Annotated in this window: 15 protein-coding genes and 2 tRNA genes; 2 read left to right on the forward strand and 15 right to left on the reverse strand. The window is 41.2% G+C overall.

Translation table 11 applies throughout. The features are described from left to right. Positions 1 to 251 precede the first annotated feature (251 nt). The 9 genes from ACTNC0_RS14295 to tsaE all read right to left on the reverse strand — a co-directional run bounded on the left by ACTNC0_RS14295 (position 252) and on the right by tsaE (position 5,431). A tRNA-Ser gene (locus tag ACTNC0_RS14295) sits at positions 252 to 341 on the reverse strand. A 177-nt stretch (positions 342 to 518) separates the two neighbouring features. Further along, positions 519 to 604, reverse strand: a tRNA-Ser gene (locus ACTNC0_RS14300). A 328-nt stretch (positions 605 to 932) separates the two neighbouring features. Next, the gene (gene ispD / locus ACTNC0_RS14305) at positions 933 to 1,622 is read right to left on the reverse strand and encodes a 2-C-methyl-D-erythritol 4-phosphate cytidylyltransferase (protein WP_441087916.1); all 690 of its coding nucleotides are present in this window, start codon (positions 1,620 to 1,622) and stop codon (positions 933 to 935) included. Positions 1,623 to 1,624: 2 nt separating this feature from the next. Next, on the reverse strand, positions 1,625 to 2,644 hold the full coding sequence (tsaD, locus tag ACTNC0_RS14310) for a tRNA (adenosine(37)-N6)-threonylcarbamoyltransferase complex transferase subunit TsaD (protein ID WP_441087917.1): 1,020 nt from the start codon (positions 2,642 to 2,644) through the stop codon (positions 1,625 to 1,627). Between the two features lie 10 nt (positions 2,645 to 2,654). Continuing rightward, a complete protein-coding gene (locus tag ACTNC0_RS14315) occupies positions 2,655 to 3,563 on the reverse strand; it encodes a ribonuclease Z (RefSeq protein ID WP_441087918.1) in 909 nt (302 codons plus the stop codon). 29 nt (positions 3,564 to 3,592) lie between these two features. Continuing rightward, the gene (locus ACTNC0_RS14320) at positions 3,593 to 3,682 is read right to left on the reverse strand and encodes a DUF6783 domain-containing protein (protein ID WP_441087953.1); all 90 of its coding nucleotides are present in this window, start codon (positions 3,680 to 3,682) and stop codon (positions 3,593 to 3,595) included. An 86-nt stretch (positions 3,683 to 3,768) separates the two neighbouring features. Then, the gene (gene rimI / locus ACTNC0_RS14325; RefSeq protein WP_441087919.1) at positions 3,769 to 4,206 is read right to left on the reverse strand and encodes a ribosomal protein S18-alanine N-acetyltransferase; all 438 of its coding nucleotides are present in this window, start codon (positions 4,204 to 4,206) and stop codon (positions 3,769 to 3,771) included. Continuing rightward, positions 4,203 to 4,931 carry a tRNA (adenosine(37)-N6)-threonylcarbamoyltransferase complex dimerization subunit type 1 TsaB gene (gene tsaB, locus ACTNC0_RS14330; protein ID WP_441087920.1) on the reverse strand — a complete coding sequence of 243 codons (729 nt, stop codon included), beginning with the start codon at positions 4,929 to 4,931 and terminating at the stop codon, positions 4,203 to 4,205. Before tsaB ends, rimI begins: the two co-directional genes overlap by 4 nt. Before the next feature lie 65 nt (positions 4,932 to 4,996). Then, positions 4,997 to 5,431 carry a tRNA (adenosine(37)-N6)-threonylcarbamoyltransferase complex ATPase subunit type 1 TsaE gene (gene tsaE, locus ACTNC0_RS14335; RefSeq protein WP_117677301.1) on the reverse strand — a complete coding sequence of 145 codons (435 nt, stop codon included), beginning with the start codon at positions 5,429 to 5,431 and terminating at the stop codon, positions 4,997 to 4,999. A gap of 93 nt (positions 5,432 to 5,524) precedes the next feature. Between tsaE and ACTNC0_RS14340 the strand changes: the two genes are divergently transcribed. After that, positions 5,525 to 6,043 (forward strand): peptidylprolyl isomerase, encoded by a 519-nt coding sequence (locus ACTNC0_RS14340; protein ID WP_441087921.1) that lies wholly within the window; start codon positions 5,525 to 5,527, stop codon positions 6,041 to 6,043. A gap of 178 nt (positions 6,044 to 6,221) precedes the next feature. On the opposite strand, the gene ACTNC0_RS14345 is transcribed toward ACTNC0_RS14340, so the two are convergent. The 3 genes from ACTNC0_RS14345 to ACTNC0_RS14355 all read right to left on the reverse strand — a co-directional run bounded on the left by ACTNC0_RS14345 (position 6,222) and on the right by ACTNC0_RS14355 (position 8,826). Then, entirely contained in the window at positions 6,222 to 6,878 is a 657-nt protein-coding gene (locus ACTNC0_RS14345) for a YigZ family protein (protein WP_441087922.1), read from the reverse strand. Between the two features lie 177 nt (positions 6,879 to 7,055). Beyond that, positions 7,056 to 8,219, reverse strand: coding sequence for an RNA-guided endonuclease InsQ/TnpB family protein (locus ACTNC0_RS14350; RefSeq protein ID WP_441035601.1), 1,164 nt, complete (start codon positions 8,217 to 8,219; stop codon positions 7,056 to 7,058). Continuing rightward, entirely contained in the window at positions 8,182 to 8,826 is a 645-nt protein-coding gene (locus tag ACTNC0_RS14355; protein WP_161278743.1) for an IS607 family transposase, read from the reverse strand. Before ACTNC0_RS14355 ends, ACTNC0_RS14350 begins: the two co-directional genes overlap by 38 nt. A gap of 351 nt (positions 8,827 to 9,177) precedes the next feature. Between ACTNC0_RS14355 and ACTNC0_RS14360 the strand changes: the two genes are divergently transcribed. Next, positions 9,178 to 11,793, forward strand: coding sequence for a transglycosylase domain-containing protein (locus tag ACTNC0_RS14360; protein WP_441087923.1), 2,616 nt, complete (start codon positions 9,178 to 9,180; stop codon positions 11,791 to 11,793). 224 nt (positions 11,794 to 12,017) lie between these two features. Here the strand turns inward: ACTNC0_RS14360 and ACTNC0_RS14365 are convergent, their stop codons facing one another. The 3 genes from ACTNC0_RS14365 to uvrC all read right to left on the reverse strand — a co-directional run bounded on the left by ACTNC0_RS14365 (position 12,018) and on the right by uvrC (position 16,095). Then, positions 12,018 to 12,962 (reverse strand): ROK family glucokinase, encoded by a 945-nt coding sequence (locus ACTNC0_RS14365; protein ID WP_118610092.1) that lies wholly within the window; start codon positions 12,960 to 12,962, stop codon positions 12,018 to 12,020. Positions 12,963 to 13,083: 121 nt separating this feature from the next. Further along, a complete protein-coding gene (hprK, locus tag ACTNC0_RS14370; protein WP_117677296.1) occupies positions 13,084 to 14,019 on the reverse strand; it encodes an HPr(Ser) kinase/phosphatase in 936 nt (311 codons plus the stop codon). 213 nt (positions 14,020 to 14,232) lie between these two features. Further along, the gene (gene uvrC / locus ACTNC0_RS14375; RefSeq protein WP_441087924.1) at positions 14,233 to 16,095 is read right to left on the reverse strand and encodes an excinuclease ABC subunit UvrC; all 1,863 of its coding nucleotides are present in this window, start codon (positions 16,093 to 16,095) and stop codon (positions 14,233 to 14,235) included. Between the last annotated feature and the right edge of the window lie 126 nt (positions 16,096 to 16,221).

Here is a 16,221-nt window from a genome sequence, read left to right on the forward strand (position 1 = left end):
GTTTTTGGTTTATTCAACCGTTCTTAAAAATGTAAAGAATTTTCGAGAATCGTATGTGTTTCACTGTTTAGTTATCAAGGTTGTCTGTCTTGCGACAGCTTTGCTATTTTATCATGTTGTTTTTAGTTTGTCAAGAACTTTTTTAAATTCTTCAATTTTTTTTCAACACCTGTTCTCTTCAACAGCTTTTCGATTTTATCACATCTCTTTTTGCTTTGTCAAGAACTTTTTCTTTCTTTTTTTGAAAGAAACGGAGAAGGAGGGATTTGAACCCTCGCGCCGCTATTAACGACCTACTCCCTTTCCAGGGGAGCCCCTTCGGCCAGCTTGGGTACTTCTCCAAACGCCCTAGATTCGTTATTTGTATTTCACAAATAACCGTCTCGCACTTTCGTGCTCTTTATCAGGTTTTAACTTTTCTTTCGAAAAGCCTTATGCATTATATCGTACTTTCCGTTTATTTGTCAAGTACTTTTTTCAAGTTTTTCAAGTTTTTCAACTTTTTTGAACCTGACTAGCGGAGAGAGTGGGATTCGAACCCACGCGCCCTTGCGGACAAACGGTTTTCAAGACCGCCTCGTTATGACCACTTCGATATCTCTCCATATGTTGTTGTTTGTCTTTGGTGTTTTCTCACCGCCGACGCAAGTGATATTCTAGCACCAAAGTATTCACCTGTCAACAACTTTTTTACATTTTTTTCATTTTTTCTTTCTCAGTCTTTAACAAACCCTGAAATCCCGCATAAATCCGCTGTTTTTTCTATAGCAATTCCAGAAAATAATACAACCAAAACAGTCCAGCAGGATAAATTTTCTTATTTCAAGGCGGAGGAGAGAGGCGTAGCGGTGGCTACGGCGACCGACGACAACGCGGAAATAAGAAATTCAGACGTAAGATTGTTCAAGAAATCAACTTGTTGGTACACCAGCCTAACGCAAGAATGCTTCTGCAATATAGAGATCCTCCGGCGTTGTGATCTTAATATTCTGGTAAGATCCTTCCGCAAGCGCAACCTTCACTCCTGTTTCATGTTCTATTACCATTGCATCATCTGTGATCTTACTCATATCCTTCTTACGGATACTGTCATGCGCCTCTCGGATAAGCGCATAAGAAAATATCTGTGGTGTCTGAATCGTCCACACGCATTTTCTGTCTGGTGTTTCTTTTACATATCCTTCTGCATCTGACAGCTTTATCGTATCTTTGGATGGCATTCCCACTACGCATGCTCCGGTTTCTTTCACCTTCTCTAATCCGCGTTCGATAATTTCTTCTGTGATAAACGGCCTTGCTCCATCATGAATCAATACATATCGGCAATCTTTGCATGCACACAATCCCGCATAGACAGAATCATAGCGTTCTTTTCCGCCTGCGATTACATTTGAAACCTTTGTAAAACCATATTTTTTTACTATTTCCTCTTTACAGTAAGAAAGAGCGTCCTCTCCTGTCACGAGAATAATGTCCTGAATCAGTGGACTTTCCTGAAAACAGCGCAGGGAATAATACAGGACCGGATAGCCCTGTATTTTCAGAAACTGCTTTTGTATTTTACTGTGCATTCTTTTTCCCTGTCCTGCTGCCAGAACAATGGCTGTATTTTTTTCTGCCATTTTTAACGTTCTCCTAATTTAAGATTCGGAACTGCATTCAGATCCCATCCATGACGTGTTCCTTTTATATATTCATAATAAGCAGCTACTCCGATCATTGCTGCATTATCCGTACAGAAAATCGGTGACGGACGGTAAAAGCTGTAATTATTCTTTTTACATGCCTCTTCCATCGCTGCTCTTAAAGTTCCGTTTGAAGCTACTCCACCCGCGATTGCGATCTTAGTCATTCCATAATCTTTTGCCGCAAGCATAGTGTGCTCTACCAATACATCAACTACTGCCTTCTGGAAAGATGCCGCCAGATCTGCCCTGTTCACTTCTTCTCCTGTCATCTGCGCATGGTTGATATAATTTAATACCGCTGATTTTACTCCACTGAAGCTGAAATCATATGGACAGTCTCCAATTTTAGCCCTAGGAAATTCTATTGCGTTCGGATTCCCCTCTTTTGAAAGTTTATCAACCTTTGGCCCGCCCGGATATCCCAGACCAATTGCTCTTGCCACTTTATCAAAAGCTTCTCCTGCTGCATCATCACGAGTGCGTCCCAGAATTTCAAATTCACCGTAATCTTTAACAATTACAAGATGGGTATGTCCACCGGATACGATCAGACAGAGAAATGGTGGTTCCAGGTCCGGATGTTCTATATAATTTGCAGATACATGTCCCTCAATATGATGAACACCTACCAGTGGAAGTTTCTTTGCATAGGCGATAGCTTTGGCTTCCGCTACGCCCACCAAAAGCGCACCTACAAGTCCCGGACCGTAGGTGACACCAATCGCATCCAGGTCGTCCAGCGTTACCCCCGCATCTGACAGAGCCTGCTCAATTACCTGGTTAATCTTTTCAATATGTTTACGGGAAGCAATTTCCGGAACTACTCCGCCGTATAAAGTATGAAGAGCAATCTGCGAAGAGATCACATTTGACAAAATAGTTCTGCCATTTTTGACAACAGAAGCTGCTGTCTCATCACAGGAACTCTCTATTGCGAGAATTAATGTATCTTTCATTTTCTATTCCTCATTCTTCAAAATTTAACTCTACACTCTTTCCATCTTTTCCCGGAAACGCATTTGGAAAAATCTCGCGGACTTTATCCATAAATTCGTCCGGTCTGACAAGAGAAGGACTGTAATGTGTCAGCCACATTTCCTGTACTTTTGCATCACGAGCCAGGACTGCTGCCTCGCGGAAAGTCATATGTTTATAGCCGCGGGCTTTGTCCGCCTTGTCATCTTCCCCGTACATTCCCTCACAGATAAACAGATCTGAATCCTTTGCATTGCGCAGGATAGACTCTGTTGGTCTGGTATCCGTTGTATAAGTAAGTTTAATTCCTTTTCGCGCAGGTCCAAGTACCATCTCCGGTGTATAAGTGACACCATCCGCCTCTAGGGTCTGCCCTTTCTGAAGAGGATTCCAGAATTTCAGCGGGATTTCCTGTTCCTTTGCTCTCTCTGCTGAGAATTTTCCCTGTCGAAGAATCTCAAGAGTATATCCATAGCAGAGAACATTATGATTCACTTTGAAAGCCGTGATTCGATAGCCATTCAATTCGATAACCTGTTCCGGCTGGGTAATTTCTATAAATTTGATTTCAAACGGAAGCTCCGGTGCAATTACACGCAATGCATTTACCACTCGTTCCAGCCCTTTCGGGCCAACCAGTGTAAGCGGTTCTGTTCGGTCTGCATTTCCCATTGTAAGGAGAAGTCCCGGAAGTCCACTGATATGATCCCCATGATAATGGGTAAAGCAGATCACATCAATCGGCTTGAAGCTCCATCCTTTTTCTTTAATTGCTACCTGAGTGCCCTCACCACAGTCAATGAGCAGACTGCTTCCATTGTATCTTGTCATAAGAGCAGTCAGCCATCTTCGCGGCAGCGGCATCATTCCTCCGGTTCCAACTAAGCATACATCTAACATATATTTCCTCTATTTCTATTTATTTAATCTTACTGCTTAGAACGTGTTCGAAAAATTATTCCCGCAATCTGCACACCCCACTTTGTGGCGCACCTCTTGCAGAAAGCCTTTTTTAACACGCTCCAGGGGTAAAAGTCTTTTCCCCTGATTTGATACCCCAGATTGTTATCAGACAAATCGGTATCATCATTTTTGCAATATTACACTATTGCGGATGTCTGGTCATAAGCAGCGCATCCTCTACAGGGTCACTATAATATGCCTTGCGAATCCCATCCCTGGTAAATCCCACTCTCTCATAAAGTTGAATCGCCGTTTCGTTTCCCACACGCACTTCCAGATGAATAGTTGTGACATCACGCTCTGCGGCAAGACGGATCAGACTCTGCATCAGAAACGCACCAATGCCTTCTCTCTGTCTGTCTTTTCGTACTGCCACATTTGTAATATCTCCCTCATCCAGGACCATAAGAAGTCCGCAGTAACCCAGTATTTTTTCTTTCTCTTCTACTACCAGAAACATGGCATCATCTCTGGTAAGAAAAGTAAAAAAACCTTCTTTTGTCCATGGAACATGAAACAGATCCTGCTCTATTTCCATTACCTGATCCAGGTCATCTACAAGCATTTCACGCAGAATCATGCCTCTGCACCTGCCTGTTTCTGCGCTTTTTCCCGCTCTGCACGTTCCCTCTCTGCCTGAGATACGCGAAGATATTCCGGTACATGCTCCATAGCAGTTTCTGTGCGTCCTTCTTTATAATAAATGCTTCCTAATGCGGCTACTGCTGCTGCTCTCTGTTTGTTTACATGAGCCGGTGCAAAGGAATACGGAACATGCAGTTTCTCCGCGATCAGTTCACGAAATACCGGCACTCCGTCTCCAAGGAAAGTAACCATTTCGCCTCTCTGGTTCAGTTCATCCAATAGTTCCTCTATCGGTGCTGCCCACTGCTCTTTTAATGCTACAAGCTGGTGATTTTTAAATCTGTAAATTCCTGTATACACTTGTTTTCTTCTGGCATCCATGATCGGGCAGATCAATCCCTGCGCATCATAAAGATTATATGCAAGCGCATCCACCGTAGGCACTGCCACTAATGGCTTCTTCAATGCAAGTCCCAGCCCCTTAGCTGTCGCTGAACCGATACGAAGCCCTGTAAAAGATCCAGGACCTGCTGCTACTGCAATGGCATCTATAGATTCCAGTTCAAGCTCTGTCATCTTCACAATCTCATCCAGCATAGGCAGCAAAGTCTGAGAATGTGTTTTCTTATAATTTACTGTATATTCAGCCAGCAATGTATCATCTTCTACAACTGCGACAGATGCTACGATTCCTGAGCTGTCTAATGCTAAAATTTTCATTTCTACCTCCTGACTGTCTTTCATTATGACAGTCCTTATCATACAATATCCCTACAGCCCTCTGATCAGATTTCTTCCAAACCGGTTACAGTAATCTTTCTGTAGTCAAATCCTTTGTCCAGATCTTTCTCTATTGTCACCTTGATCAGATTTTCCGGGAGGATCTCTTCAATCAGATTTGCCCATTCGATCAGGCAGATTCCCTGTCCGAAGAAATAGTCATCGTATCCGATTTCTTCCATTTCCTCGATATCACCGATACGGTATACATCAAAATGGTATAGCGGAAGACGTCCACTCTCATACTCCTGAATAATGGTAAATGTCGGACTGCAGATAGGCTCTGTGATTCCAAGGCCTGCTGCGACGCCTTGAGTGAATACGGTTTTTCCTACTCCCAGATCACCTGTCAGTGTATAGATCTGTCCGGGTTTTGCATTCTCTCCGATCTTTTTTCCCACATCAAATGTTTCCTGTGGTGTTTTTGTCTCTATAATCATCTTTTCCACCTTTTTCTTGCAGAATTGTCCTTTGCATATTATAATAGAGCGAACAGGGAAATACAATACTTTTTGAAAAGGAGACTTGAAACTATGGCAAATCCAGTAGTTACTATTACCATGGACAATGGCGATGTGATGAAGGCAGAATTATATCCTGAAATTGCACCGAATACAGTAAACAATTTCATCAGCCTTGTAAAAAAGGGCTTCTATGACGGACTCATCTTCCATCGTGTTATCAATGGTTTTATGATTCAGGGTGGTTGCCCGGACGGAACCGGTATGGGCGGTCCGGGATACAGCATTAAAGGTGAATTTACACAGAACAGATTCAAAAACGACTTGAAACATACAGCAGGTGTTCTTTCCATGGCAAGAGCCATGCATCCAAACTCAGCAGGAAGCCAGTTCTTTATCATGCATAAAGACGCTCCACATCTTGACGGTGCATATGCTGCATTTGGTAAAATTATTGAAGGAATGGATGTTGTAAACCGTATCGCAGAAGAAGATACTGATTACAGCGATCGTCCTCTTGATGAGCAGAAGATCAAATCTATGACTGTAGATACTTTTGGTATTGACTATCCGGAACCGGAGAAATGCTAAAAACAGCATACAATAAAAAATAATAGAGCCTCATATGATTTTGAGTGCGGTAATATACTGATTGTATATCACACTGTTACTTTCAAAATCACATGAGGCTTTATCTATATTTCATTTCTTCTATCTACCACTTTTATAGCTTTCACTGCTGATTGCAGGATTCCGGATTCTTAATACCTCAGTCCTCGAACATCTTTACTTCGCCATCAATCACCGCATAATAAAGGTCTTTTTCCTTCTTCATTTTTGCTCTTCCATTCGTTCCTTCTGTGATGGCTTTCTCCACTGAGCCAATCTGGTCAGACGGAACCAGCAGGTGCAGTACTACTCTGTCTGTATATTCTGAATCCAGTATCGGAAGCTTCTGTTCTCCGGCAATATACTGGATTTTTCCGATTCCGGTGTAGTCTGTGATCACTTCCATCGAAATACCGTATGTTTTTTCTATCACAGTGCTGGCAGAAAGTCCTTCCTGCAGACTCTTGGAATATGCTCTTACCAGCCCGCCCGTTCCAAGTAAAACTCCGCCAAAATATCTGGTAACTACCGCAGCCACATTATAAATATCTTCGCCCAGAATCACATCCAGCATCGGTCTTCCTGCAGTTCCGGATGGTTCTCCGTCGTCGCTGCATCGAGTATATTCACGATTCTTTCCCACTGAATATACATAACAGTTATGTCTGGCATCCCAGTATTTCTTCTTCATCTCCTCTATAAAAGCCAACGCTTCCTCTTCCGTCTGTACAGGACGTACTGTGGCGATAAATCTGGATTTCTTTTCGACGATCTCGCCCTCCCCGCCCTCATAAACTGTTTTATATTTTTCAAGCATATTGTTATTCCGTTACTGAAAACTTATAAAAAGTTATAAACTTCTATGTTTCATTCCTACTTCAACGAGTATGCTTTTGATGATATAAATATCTATCTACTCACAAGTTCTTGTACTCTCCATAGGCGTAAATTCCGGACTAACGTATCCGTACATATTTGCATTAACGTTTCAGTGTCAGCCTGCAAATTTTTCTCCATAAGTCTTGAGATTTATAGATGCCTGGAAATCTCTGTCAATCATATTCCCACACGCACATCTATAAACTCTGTCAGATAACTTCAGATCTTTTTTGATGTTTCCACAACAGCTGCAAAGCTTTGATGATGGATAAAACCGATCAGCCACAATAAGCTGAATCCCTTTATCGCTGCACTTATATTCAAGCTGTTTTCTAAACCAAAAAAATCCCTGTTCCTGGACTGCTTTGGATAAATGTCTGTTTTTCATCATTCCGCTGACATTCAGATCTTCAATACATATAAATCTTGGTTTTCGATTTATGATCTCAGATATGGTCTGATTCAAATAGTTTTTACGGATATTTGTTAATCTGTGATCTCGTTTTAATAAAAGTTTTTCCTTTTTGATTACATTATTTGTTTTACAGTAACTTTCTCCTTTTTTATTTTTCTCGTAAGAACGAGAGATACTACGCTGTAATCTGCGTTTCTGTTTTTCTAATTTCTTTATTTTCTGACTCTTATTGATGTTCTTATACTTAGTTCCATCAGAGCAGACAGCCAGTTCTTTGATTCCCAAGTCTATACCGACTCCGTCATCATTAAGTATTTCCCTACAGTCAGGAAATTCTACACATACACTGATCCACCAGTTCAATCCGTCAAAGGATATTCGCGGATTCATATATTTAGCATTTGTCGGAATTCGTCCATGTTCTGCAAGTCTTACCCAATTCATTGTTTGTTTGTTGGTTTTCCTGCTGGAGGAAAATCCTTCAAATTTAACGTGTGTATTACTGAAGCGTATCTTAACGTTGTCCTGATAGAACTTTGGCATTGATCTCTTTTTTGACTTGAATCTCGGGAATTTCTGCAAACCCTTAAAAAAGTTCTTATACGCAGTACAGGCATCTTTGATCGCCTGTTTGGTTACATTATTTGAAATACTCAATAACCATGCATATCCATCAGAATGTCTAAGCTTTGTAAATTCTTTTCTGAGTTCTGCATCTGAAAGGAATTTTCCGCCTTTTTCATAGTTTTCTATTTCCCTTGCCAAAGCCCAGTTATAGGCAAATCTTGAAGCACCGGCGTACTGAAACAACTTAGTTTTCTGCACGTTATTTGGTATCAACATTACTTTTATGGCTTTTACCATCTGCTTCCTCCTGTATCAATTCCCGGATAAGTTTCTTAGCTTTGTTTGCTCGTTTTCCTTGTAATTTGCAACTGAATACAGTGATTATCTGAACCAGATCTTCAACAAGTTCCTGCTGTTCGGACTTTTCGGTATTATCAATAATCTCAATCTCACAATTATAAAGTGAAGCGATATATTCTATCAACTCAAAACCAAATCGCAGTAACCGATCTTTATACAAAACAACAACCTTTTCAACCTGATTTTGAGATATTCGCCTGATCAATTCCTGGAGCCCTTTTTTCTTATAATTAATTCCGGAACCGATATCACTTATTATCTCAAACGGCTGTCCTTTTGCCAGAAGATATGTTTTAACATTATCAATCTGTCGTTCCAGATCATCTTTTTGTTTATGACTGGAAACACGACAATATCCAATTGTAATGCGGTTTTTAGGCTTTACATTTATTACCTGGTTGAGTTGCTCATCAGAATAATATCTATAGCCACTTACTGTAGTATGATGCGGATGAAGTTTTCCATTGGCATCCCAATTTCGTAATGTCTGGGCAGATACGCCTATAATTTTTGAAAATTCATGTATAGAATAATATTTACTCAAAGCATCAACTCCTTTCAATGATATTCTACTCTAATATCTTATAAAACTCAACATGTGCTTATATAATTTTATAATTTATATTTAACTGCTAATAACCTCTCTTAAAGTAAATACGCATCTTTGCTGTTCACAGGAAAAATCCTGTTTACAAACAATAACGGTATTTAACTGTCTCTACCGCCACAGTGTACCATGAATTACAGAAATTCGCCAGCACAGTGTATACTAATTTTTATAAAAACTCACAATAACCTCTATAAAGGTACAAAACCAATTGTGAATTTTTATTTTTTTGCTTTATTTACTTATTCTTATTTGATATAATAGAACGGATTATAAAGGAGGTTTAACATGAACTACGGTAAAAAGTCGACTGCAAAGAAGCGGACTGCTCTGATTTCCCGTTCTTCCATGATGGGAAAGCGTGCAAGAGTTTCTTTCATCAGAGTCCTGTTCGTATCACTGATAGCACTCTGCATCGCAGTAACCTGTCTGGGTGTAGGGTCTTTCAGGGGCGTGATTGATAATGCTCCTGATGTTAACGATATTGATATTATGCCACTGGGCTATGCAACTTTTCTTTACGACGATGCCGGAAATCAGATCCGTAAACTGGCCGCACCGGATTCCAACCGACTGCCGGTTACCCTGGACCAGATTCCTGTAGATTTACAGCACGCGGTCGTCGCGATTGAGGATGAGCGTTTTTATGAACATAATGGTATTGATGTAAAGGGTATCCTTCGTGCCGGAATGAAGGCAATCACTACCGGTGATTTTTCCGAAGGTGCCAGTACAATCACTCAGCAGCTCCTGAAGAATAATGTATTTACCAACTGGACCAGTGAGTCTACTCAGCTTGAACGATTCACACGTAAATTTCAGGAACAGTACCTTGCTGTTCAGGTCGAAAAGAAAACAGATAAGGATACCATTCTTGAAAACTATCTGAACACGATTAACCTTGGTGCAGGCTCATATGGTGTACAGGCTGCTGCACGTCAGTATTTTGATAAAGATGTATGGAATCTGAATCTTTCCGAATGCGCAACTTTAGCAGGTATCACACAGAACCCGACCAGATTTAATCCTATTATTAATCCAGAAAGCAACCAGAAGAGACGAAAAGAAGTTCTTCAGCATATGCTGGATCAGAATTATATTACACAGGATCAATATGACGAGGCTCTGGCAGATGATGTTTATTCCCGTATTCAGGCAGCTCAGGAAAAGAATTCCAGTACTGAGAATACTGTTTACACTTATTTCGAGGATGAACTGACTGATCAGATTATCAATGACCTGATGAACATTAAGGGTTATACTAAAACACAGGCAACCAATCTTCTGTACAGCGGTGGACTTAAAGTATACACAACGCAGGATTCTACCATTCAGAATATTCTGGATGAGGAATATTCTGATCCTTCCAATTATCCGGATACTATTCAGTATGAACTTGATTATGCCCTGACAGTTACCGATCCGGATGGAAATCAGGTAAACTACAGTAAGGAAATGCTACAGCTTTATTTCCAGAATGAAGATCCAGATTTTGATCTTTTATTTGATTCTCCTGAGGAAGGACAGACTTATGTAGACAGATATAAGGAAAGCATTCTTGCAGACGGAAGCAAAGTTGTTGCGGAACGAGTAAACTTCGCACCTCAGCCACAGTCTTCTATGAGCGTTATCGACCAGCACACCGGTTATGTGAAAGCTCTGATTGGCGGACGTGGAGAGAAAACAGCCAGCCTGACGCTGAACCGTGCAACAGATACAACCCGTCAGCCGGGTTCCACATTTAAGATTGTTTCCACCTATGCACCAGCATTAAACGAAAAGGGAATGACTCTTGCAACAACCTTTGAAGATGAGCCATATGAATATCCGGATGGTTCTCCTGTAAATAACGCAACCCGTTCTTATAATGGAACCACAACGATCCGTACGGCAATTCAGAACTCCATCAACGTTGTCGCCGTTAAATGTTTCGAGGAAGTAACTCCGGATCTTGGCTTAAAATATCTCGATAATTTTGGATTTACTACCCTTGCTCATGGAACAGAAGCTGATACAGACGTAAACGGCAATGTATGGAGCGACGCAAATCTTGCTACTGCACTCGGAGGTATCACCAATGGTGTCACAAACGTAGAGCTCTGTGCATCTTATGCAGCAATCGCCAATGGCGGAAATTATATTAAACCGATTTACTACACCAAGATTCTGGATCATAACGGCAATGTACTCATTGAGAATACTTCCGCAGAACGCTCTGTAATCAAAGAAAGTACCGCTTATCTTCTTACCAGTGCAATGGAAGACGTTGTAAAAAAAGGTACCGGTACAGCATGCCAGCTTGATAATATGGCAGTTGCCGGTAAGACAGGTACAACAGAAGCATATAACGACTTATGGTTTGTTGGTTATACTCCATATTATACTTGCGCAGTATGGTCTGGTTATGACAACAATGAAAAGTTACCTGACTATGCACGTAACTTCCATAAGAATTTATGGAAGAAAGTTATGACTCGAATTCACGAAGGACTTCCGTCCAAGGAATTCGAAAAACCTGCAAGTGTAGAGAAATTAAGTGTCTGCGAAGAAACAGGTCTTCTTCCAAGAGCAGGATGCCCGGTAATTACTGAATACTTTGATGTAGGTACCATGCCGACAGAATATTGTGATCAGCATTTCTATGATGAAAGCTATGATGAATATGATTACAATTATGATAACAGTGATGAGTCCTCCAGCCAGACAGATGCCAATACAGATGACACCAATAATGATTCAGACGCCAATAATGATTCAGACACCAACAATAATGGTGATGACAGTAATGGTGGTGAAGATAACGGTGGCGATACTAATGGCGATGGTGGTGACTACGACGGTGACAATGGTGGCGATACTAATGGCGGCGAAGATGACAGCAGTTATCAGATCGATTATTATTAATTTCATATTCCATAACGGGATTTTATAAAAGATTTCCAGTCATATCAATAAAATCCACAGTCTTAATTCAAGACTGTGGATTTTTATATTGATGTAATATTCAGCTTTTGATATATCAATGATGTCAGGGTCAAAAGCCTTATTGTGCAAGCGCGAACGACTTTCTGACTCTGATATCATATCAATCAGATTATCAACAAATAATGTGATTCCTTTTGTATTTTTTACGCTTCTTTGATAACCATACGTGCAGATCCGTAGATACCTGCATCATTTCCAAGATTTGCAAGAATGATCGGTGTCTCTTTGCATGCTGAGAACGCATACTTCTTATAATATTTCTGAATACAGTCGATCAATGGCTGTCCTGCTTTGGAAACGCCACCGCCAATAACGATTGCTTCAGGGTCTGTAACACATGCAAACATAGCAAGCGTTCCGCCGAGCATTTCACCTACCTGTGCCATAACATCGCAGGCTACTTTATCCCCTTCTTTAAATGCGTCAAGAACATTCTTGGCAGAAAGCTTTGTAAATTTGCGAAGAACTGTCTCTTCTTCTGTAGCTGCCAGAGTTCTCTGTGCCACACGTACGATACCTGTAGCTGATGCATACTGCTCCAGACATCCACAGTTACCGCAGTTGCAGGCTTCTTTTTCCTCATGATTTACTGCTGCATGACCGATTTCTCCACCTGCTCCATGAGCACCGCCAACGATTTTTCCATCAACAATGATTCCACCGCCAACTCCTGTTCCCAGAGTTACGAGGATTACATTCTTAGATCCTGCTGCTGCACCTTTCCATGCCTCTCCAAGTGCTGCTACATTGGCATCATTTCCGGCTTTGGAAGGAAGTCCTGTCAGTTCTGTGAGTTCTTTTGTAACTTCTTTGAATCCCCAGAAAAGGTTTACCGCACATGGTACCTCTCCTCTCTCATTAACAGGTCCCGGAACACCAATTCCTACACCATCGATATCTGATTTGTCCAGCTTGCGTTCTGCGATCTTGTCCAGAATTGTCTTCGCAATATCCGGAAGGATTGCTTCTCCGCTGTTCTCCTTACGTGTCGGGATCTCCCATTTTTCAACTAAAACTCCATCTGTCTGAAAGAGTCCACACTTTACAGATGTGCCACCAACATCAATTCCAAAACAATACTTTCCCATGATATCCTCCAAATTACTTATATTTTTATGATATGATATGAGTGTCAAAAGATCTTTTGACACTCATTTGATACCCGGATTGCTACGCAGCTGCGCTGCTCCCGCAGAGTAAACAGTAAGCTTATCTCTCCTCACGTTTTTTTGCAAGGTTTGCCTGAACACGCTTGTACAGCTCTTCTGCCGCATTGTAGCCCATCTTCTTCTGTCTGTGGTTGACTGCCGCAGATTCAACAATGATAGCCAGGTTACGGCCAGGGCGAATCGGAAGAGAATGGCATACGATTTTATTTCCAAGATACTCTGTGTACTCTTCATGAAGTCCCAGACGGTCATATTCTTTATCTCTGTCCCACTCTTCCAGTTTGATAACAAGGTCTACAGACTGGGTATCTTTAACACTCTCAACACCAAACAGAGTCTTAACATCAATAATACCAATACCACGCAGTTCAATGAAATGTCGTGTAATGTCGGGCGCAGAACCTACCAAGGTTACATCACTGACTTTACGAAGTTCAACAACATCATCACTTACAAGACGATGACCACGTTTGATCAATTCCAGAGCAGCTTCACTCTTACCAATTCCACTTTCGCCAGTGATCAGGACGCCTTCACCATATACATCCACAAGTACACCGTGAATAGAGATACATGGTGCAAGCTGTACGCCTAACCAACGGATGATCTCTGCCATGAAACTTGAAGTCGTACGCTCTGTCACAAAGGTCGGAACATTATATTTAATCGCAAGATCGATCATATCCTGTGATGGTCTTGTCATTGTACTGAAAATTACGCATGGAATCTTACTGGAAATAAATCTCTCGTATTTAAATTTCCGTTCTTCATCACTAAGCTGCATCAGATAAGTATATTCTACATATCCGATAATCTGCACACGTTCGTTTGCGAAATGTTCCAGATATCCTGTCAGCTGCAGAGCCGGTCTGTTGATCTCGGCTGTCTTGATCAGTATCTCAGACAGGTCAATTTCAGGAGTCAGGTTGTGAAGTCCCAGTTCCTGAACTAATTTTGTCAACTGTACACCTTTCATTTGTTTCTCCTTTTCAGTTCAAAATTTGAGTTACTGTTCACTGCGTTCCCAGCAACAAATTTAACGATATTTTCATTATATCACATCATCATGTGCAACTTCAATTGTAAATAAAAGATACTTTTTTGCACAACAAAGAAACAAGAGAATTACTTATTTCGTGTCAATCGGATATTCGCAATCCGCTTTCTCTACTTGCTCATAACCGAATTTCTAACCCTTAACTTTAGGTGCATGAAAAAAGTCATATACCTGCTGCGCGCTTCCTGCGTTCATACTTTCTGTTTCTGTCAGTTCCTCCAGAGAAGCATTTCTGATATTCTCAATGGACTTAAATTTCCTCATCAAGGCTTTTCTTCTGGTTTCTCCGATTCCCGGGATATCATCCAGCAGAGAATGTACCTGTTCCTTACTTCGCAGGGAACGGTGGAATTCGATAGCAAAACGGTGTGCCTCATCCTGGATCCTGGTGATCAGGCGGAAGCCCTCACTGCTTGTATCAATAGGAATCTCCAGATTATTATAGTATAGTCCTCTCGTTCTGTGATGGTCGTCTTTGACCATACCGCAGACAGGAATATCATCAATCCCTAATTCTGCCAGTACTTTCAACGCAATATTTACCTGTCCTCTTCCACCATCCATTAAAATCAGATCCGGCATGATGGAAAAACTGTCAAACTCGTCTTTTCCTTCATGGGTAAAGCGTCGGGTAAGCACCTCTTCCATACTTGCATAATCATTCGGTCCCTGCACCCATTTGATTTTAAATTTACGATAATCACTTCGTTTCGGCTTTCCTTTTTCGTAAACGACCATAGAACCAACGGATTCAAATCCGCTGATATTGGAAATATCGTACGCTTCCATTCGTTTGATTCCCGACAGTCCAAGCCATTCTTCCACCTCATGAACAGCGCCGATTGTTCTGCCTTCTTCACGTTTGATCCGCTCTCTGTCCTTATCCAGAACCATCTTTGCATTCTCTTCCGCCAGTTCCACCAGTTTCTCTTTCGTTCCTTTCTTTGGAACGCGGATATAGACTCGCTGTTTTCTTCTGGCAGTCAGCCATTCTTCTATGATCTGAGCATCTTCTATTTCCTTTTGCAACATAATTTCTCTCGGGATGAATGGTGTGCCCGCATAGAACTGCTTCATAAAACTTGACAATACCTGTGCTTTCGTATCTCCACGCGCCACACGCAGATAGAAATGTTCGCGTCCAATCAGCTTACCATCGCGGACAAAAAACACCTGCACAACTGCATCCTGTTCACGAAGATCAAGACTTTCATCCATTGCCACCGCAATGATATCTTTATCCTCTTCACCATAACTGGTGATTTTCTGACGCTCCCCGATTTTCTGAATGCTGCGGATCAGGTCACGATATTCCATGGCATCTTCAAAACGCATTTCATCTGACGCTGCCATCATCTTATCTGTCAGCATATCAATCGTATCCCGGAAATCTCCATTTAGGAATTTCAGCAATTCAGTGATATTTTTCTTATACTCCTCAGAGGTTATATAACCCTGGCAGGGAGCTGTACACTGTTTCATATGATAGTACAGGCAGGGACGATCCTTTTTACAGTCTCTCGGCAGTACTCTGTTGCAGGAACGCACTTTATAAAGTTTGCGCACCAGTTCAATTACGTCTTTTACTGCTCCCGCACTAGTATATGGACCAAAATATTTTGTCTTGTCTTTCTTCATTCTTCTGGCGAAAAGTACTCTGGGATATTCCTCATTAACTGTGACTTTAATAAAGGGATAACTTTTGTCATCCTTGAGCATGGTATTGTACTTCGGACGATGTTCCTTAATCAGGTTGCATTCCAGAACCAGAGCTTCCAGTTCTGAATCTGTAATAATGTACTCAAATCTGGTGATATGGGTTACCATCTGCTCAATCTTGGCGCCTTTATTCCTGCTGCTCTGGAAGTACTGTCTCACCCTGTTCTTCAGACTGATAGCTTTTCCAACATAGATGATTTCATCTTTCTCACCATGCATGATATAAACTCCCGGCTTGCCCGGAAGTTTCTTTAACTCTTCCTCTATCTGAAACATAAAATCTCCTCCATTTATGATTCTATGTATTCTACTATTGTGTCATTTTTGATAACTGCCATCTTCTTTACTTATATATTTTAGCCATTTATTCTTCATATGCCGCTAATTCAGGCAAGTACTCAT

This window comes from Blautia sp. HCP3S3_B11, assembly GCF_052064435.1.
GTDB lineage: Bacteria > Bacillota > Clostridia > Lachnospirales > Lachnospiraceae > Blautia_A.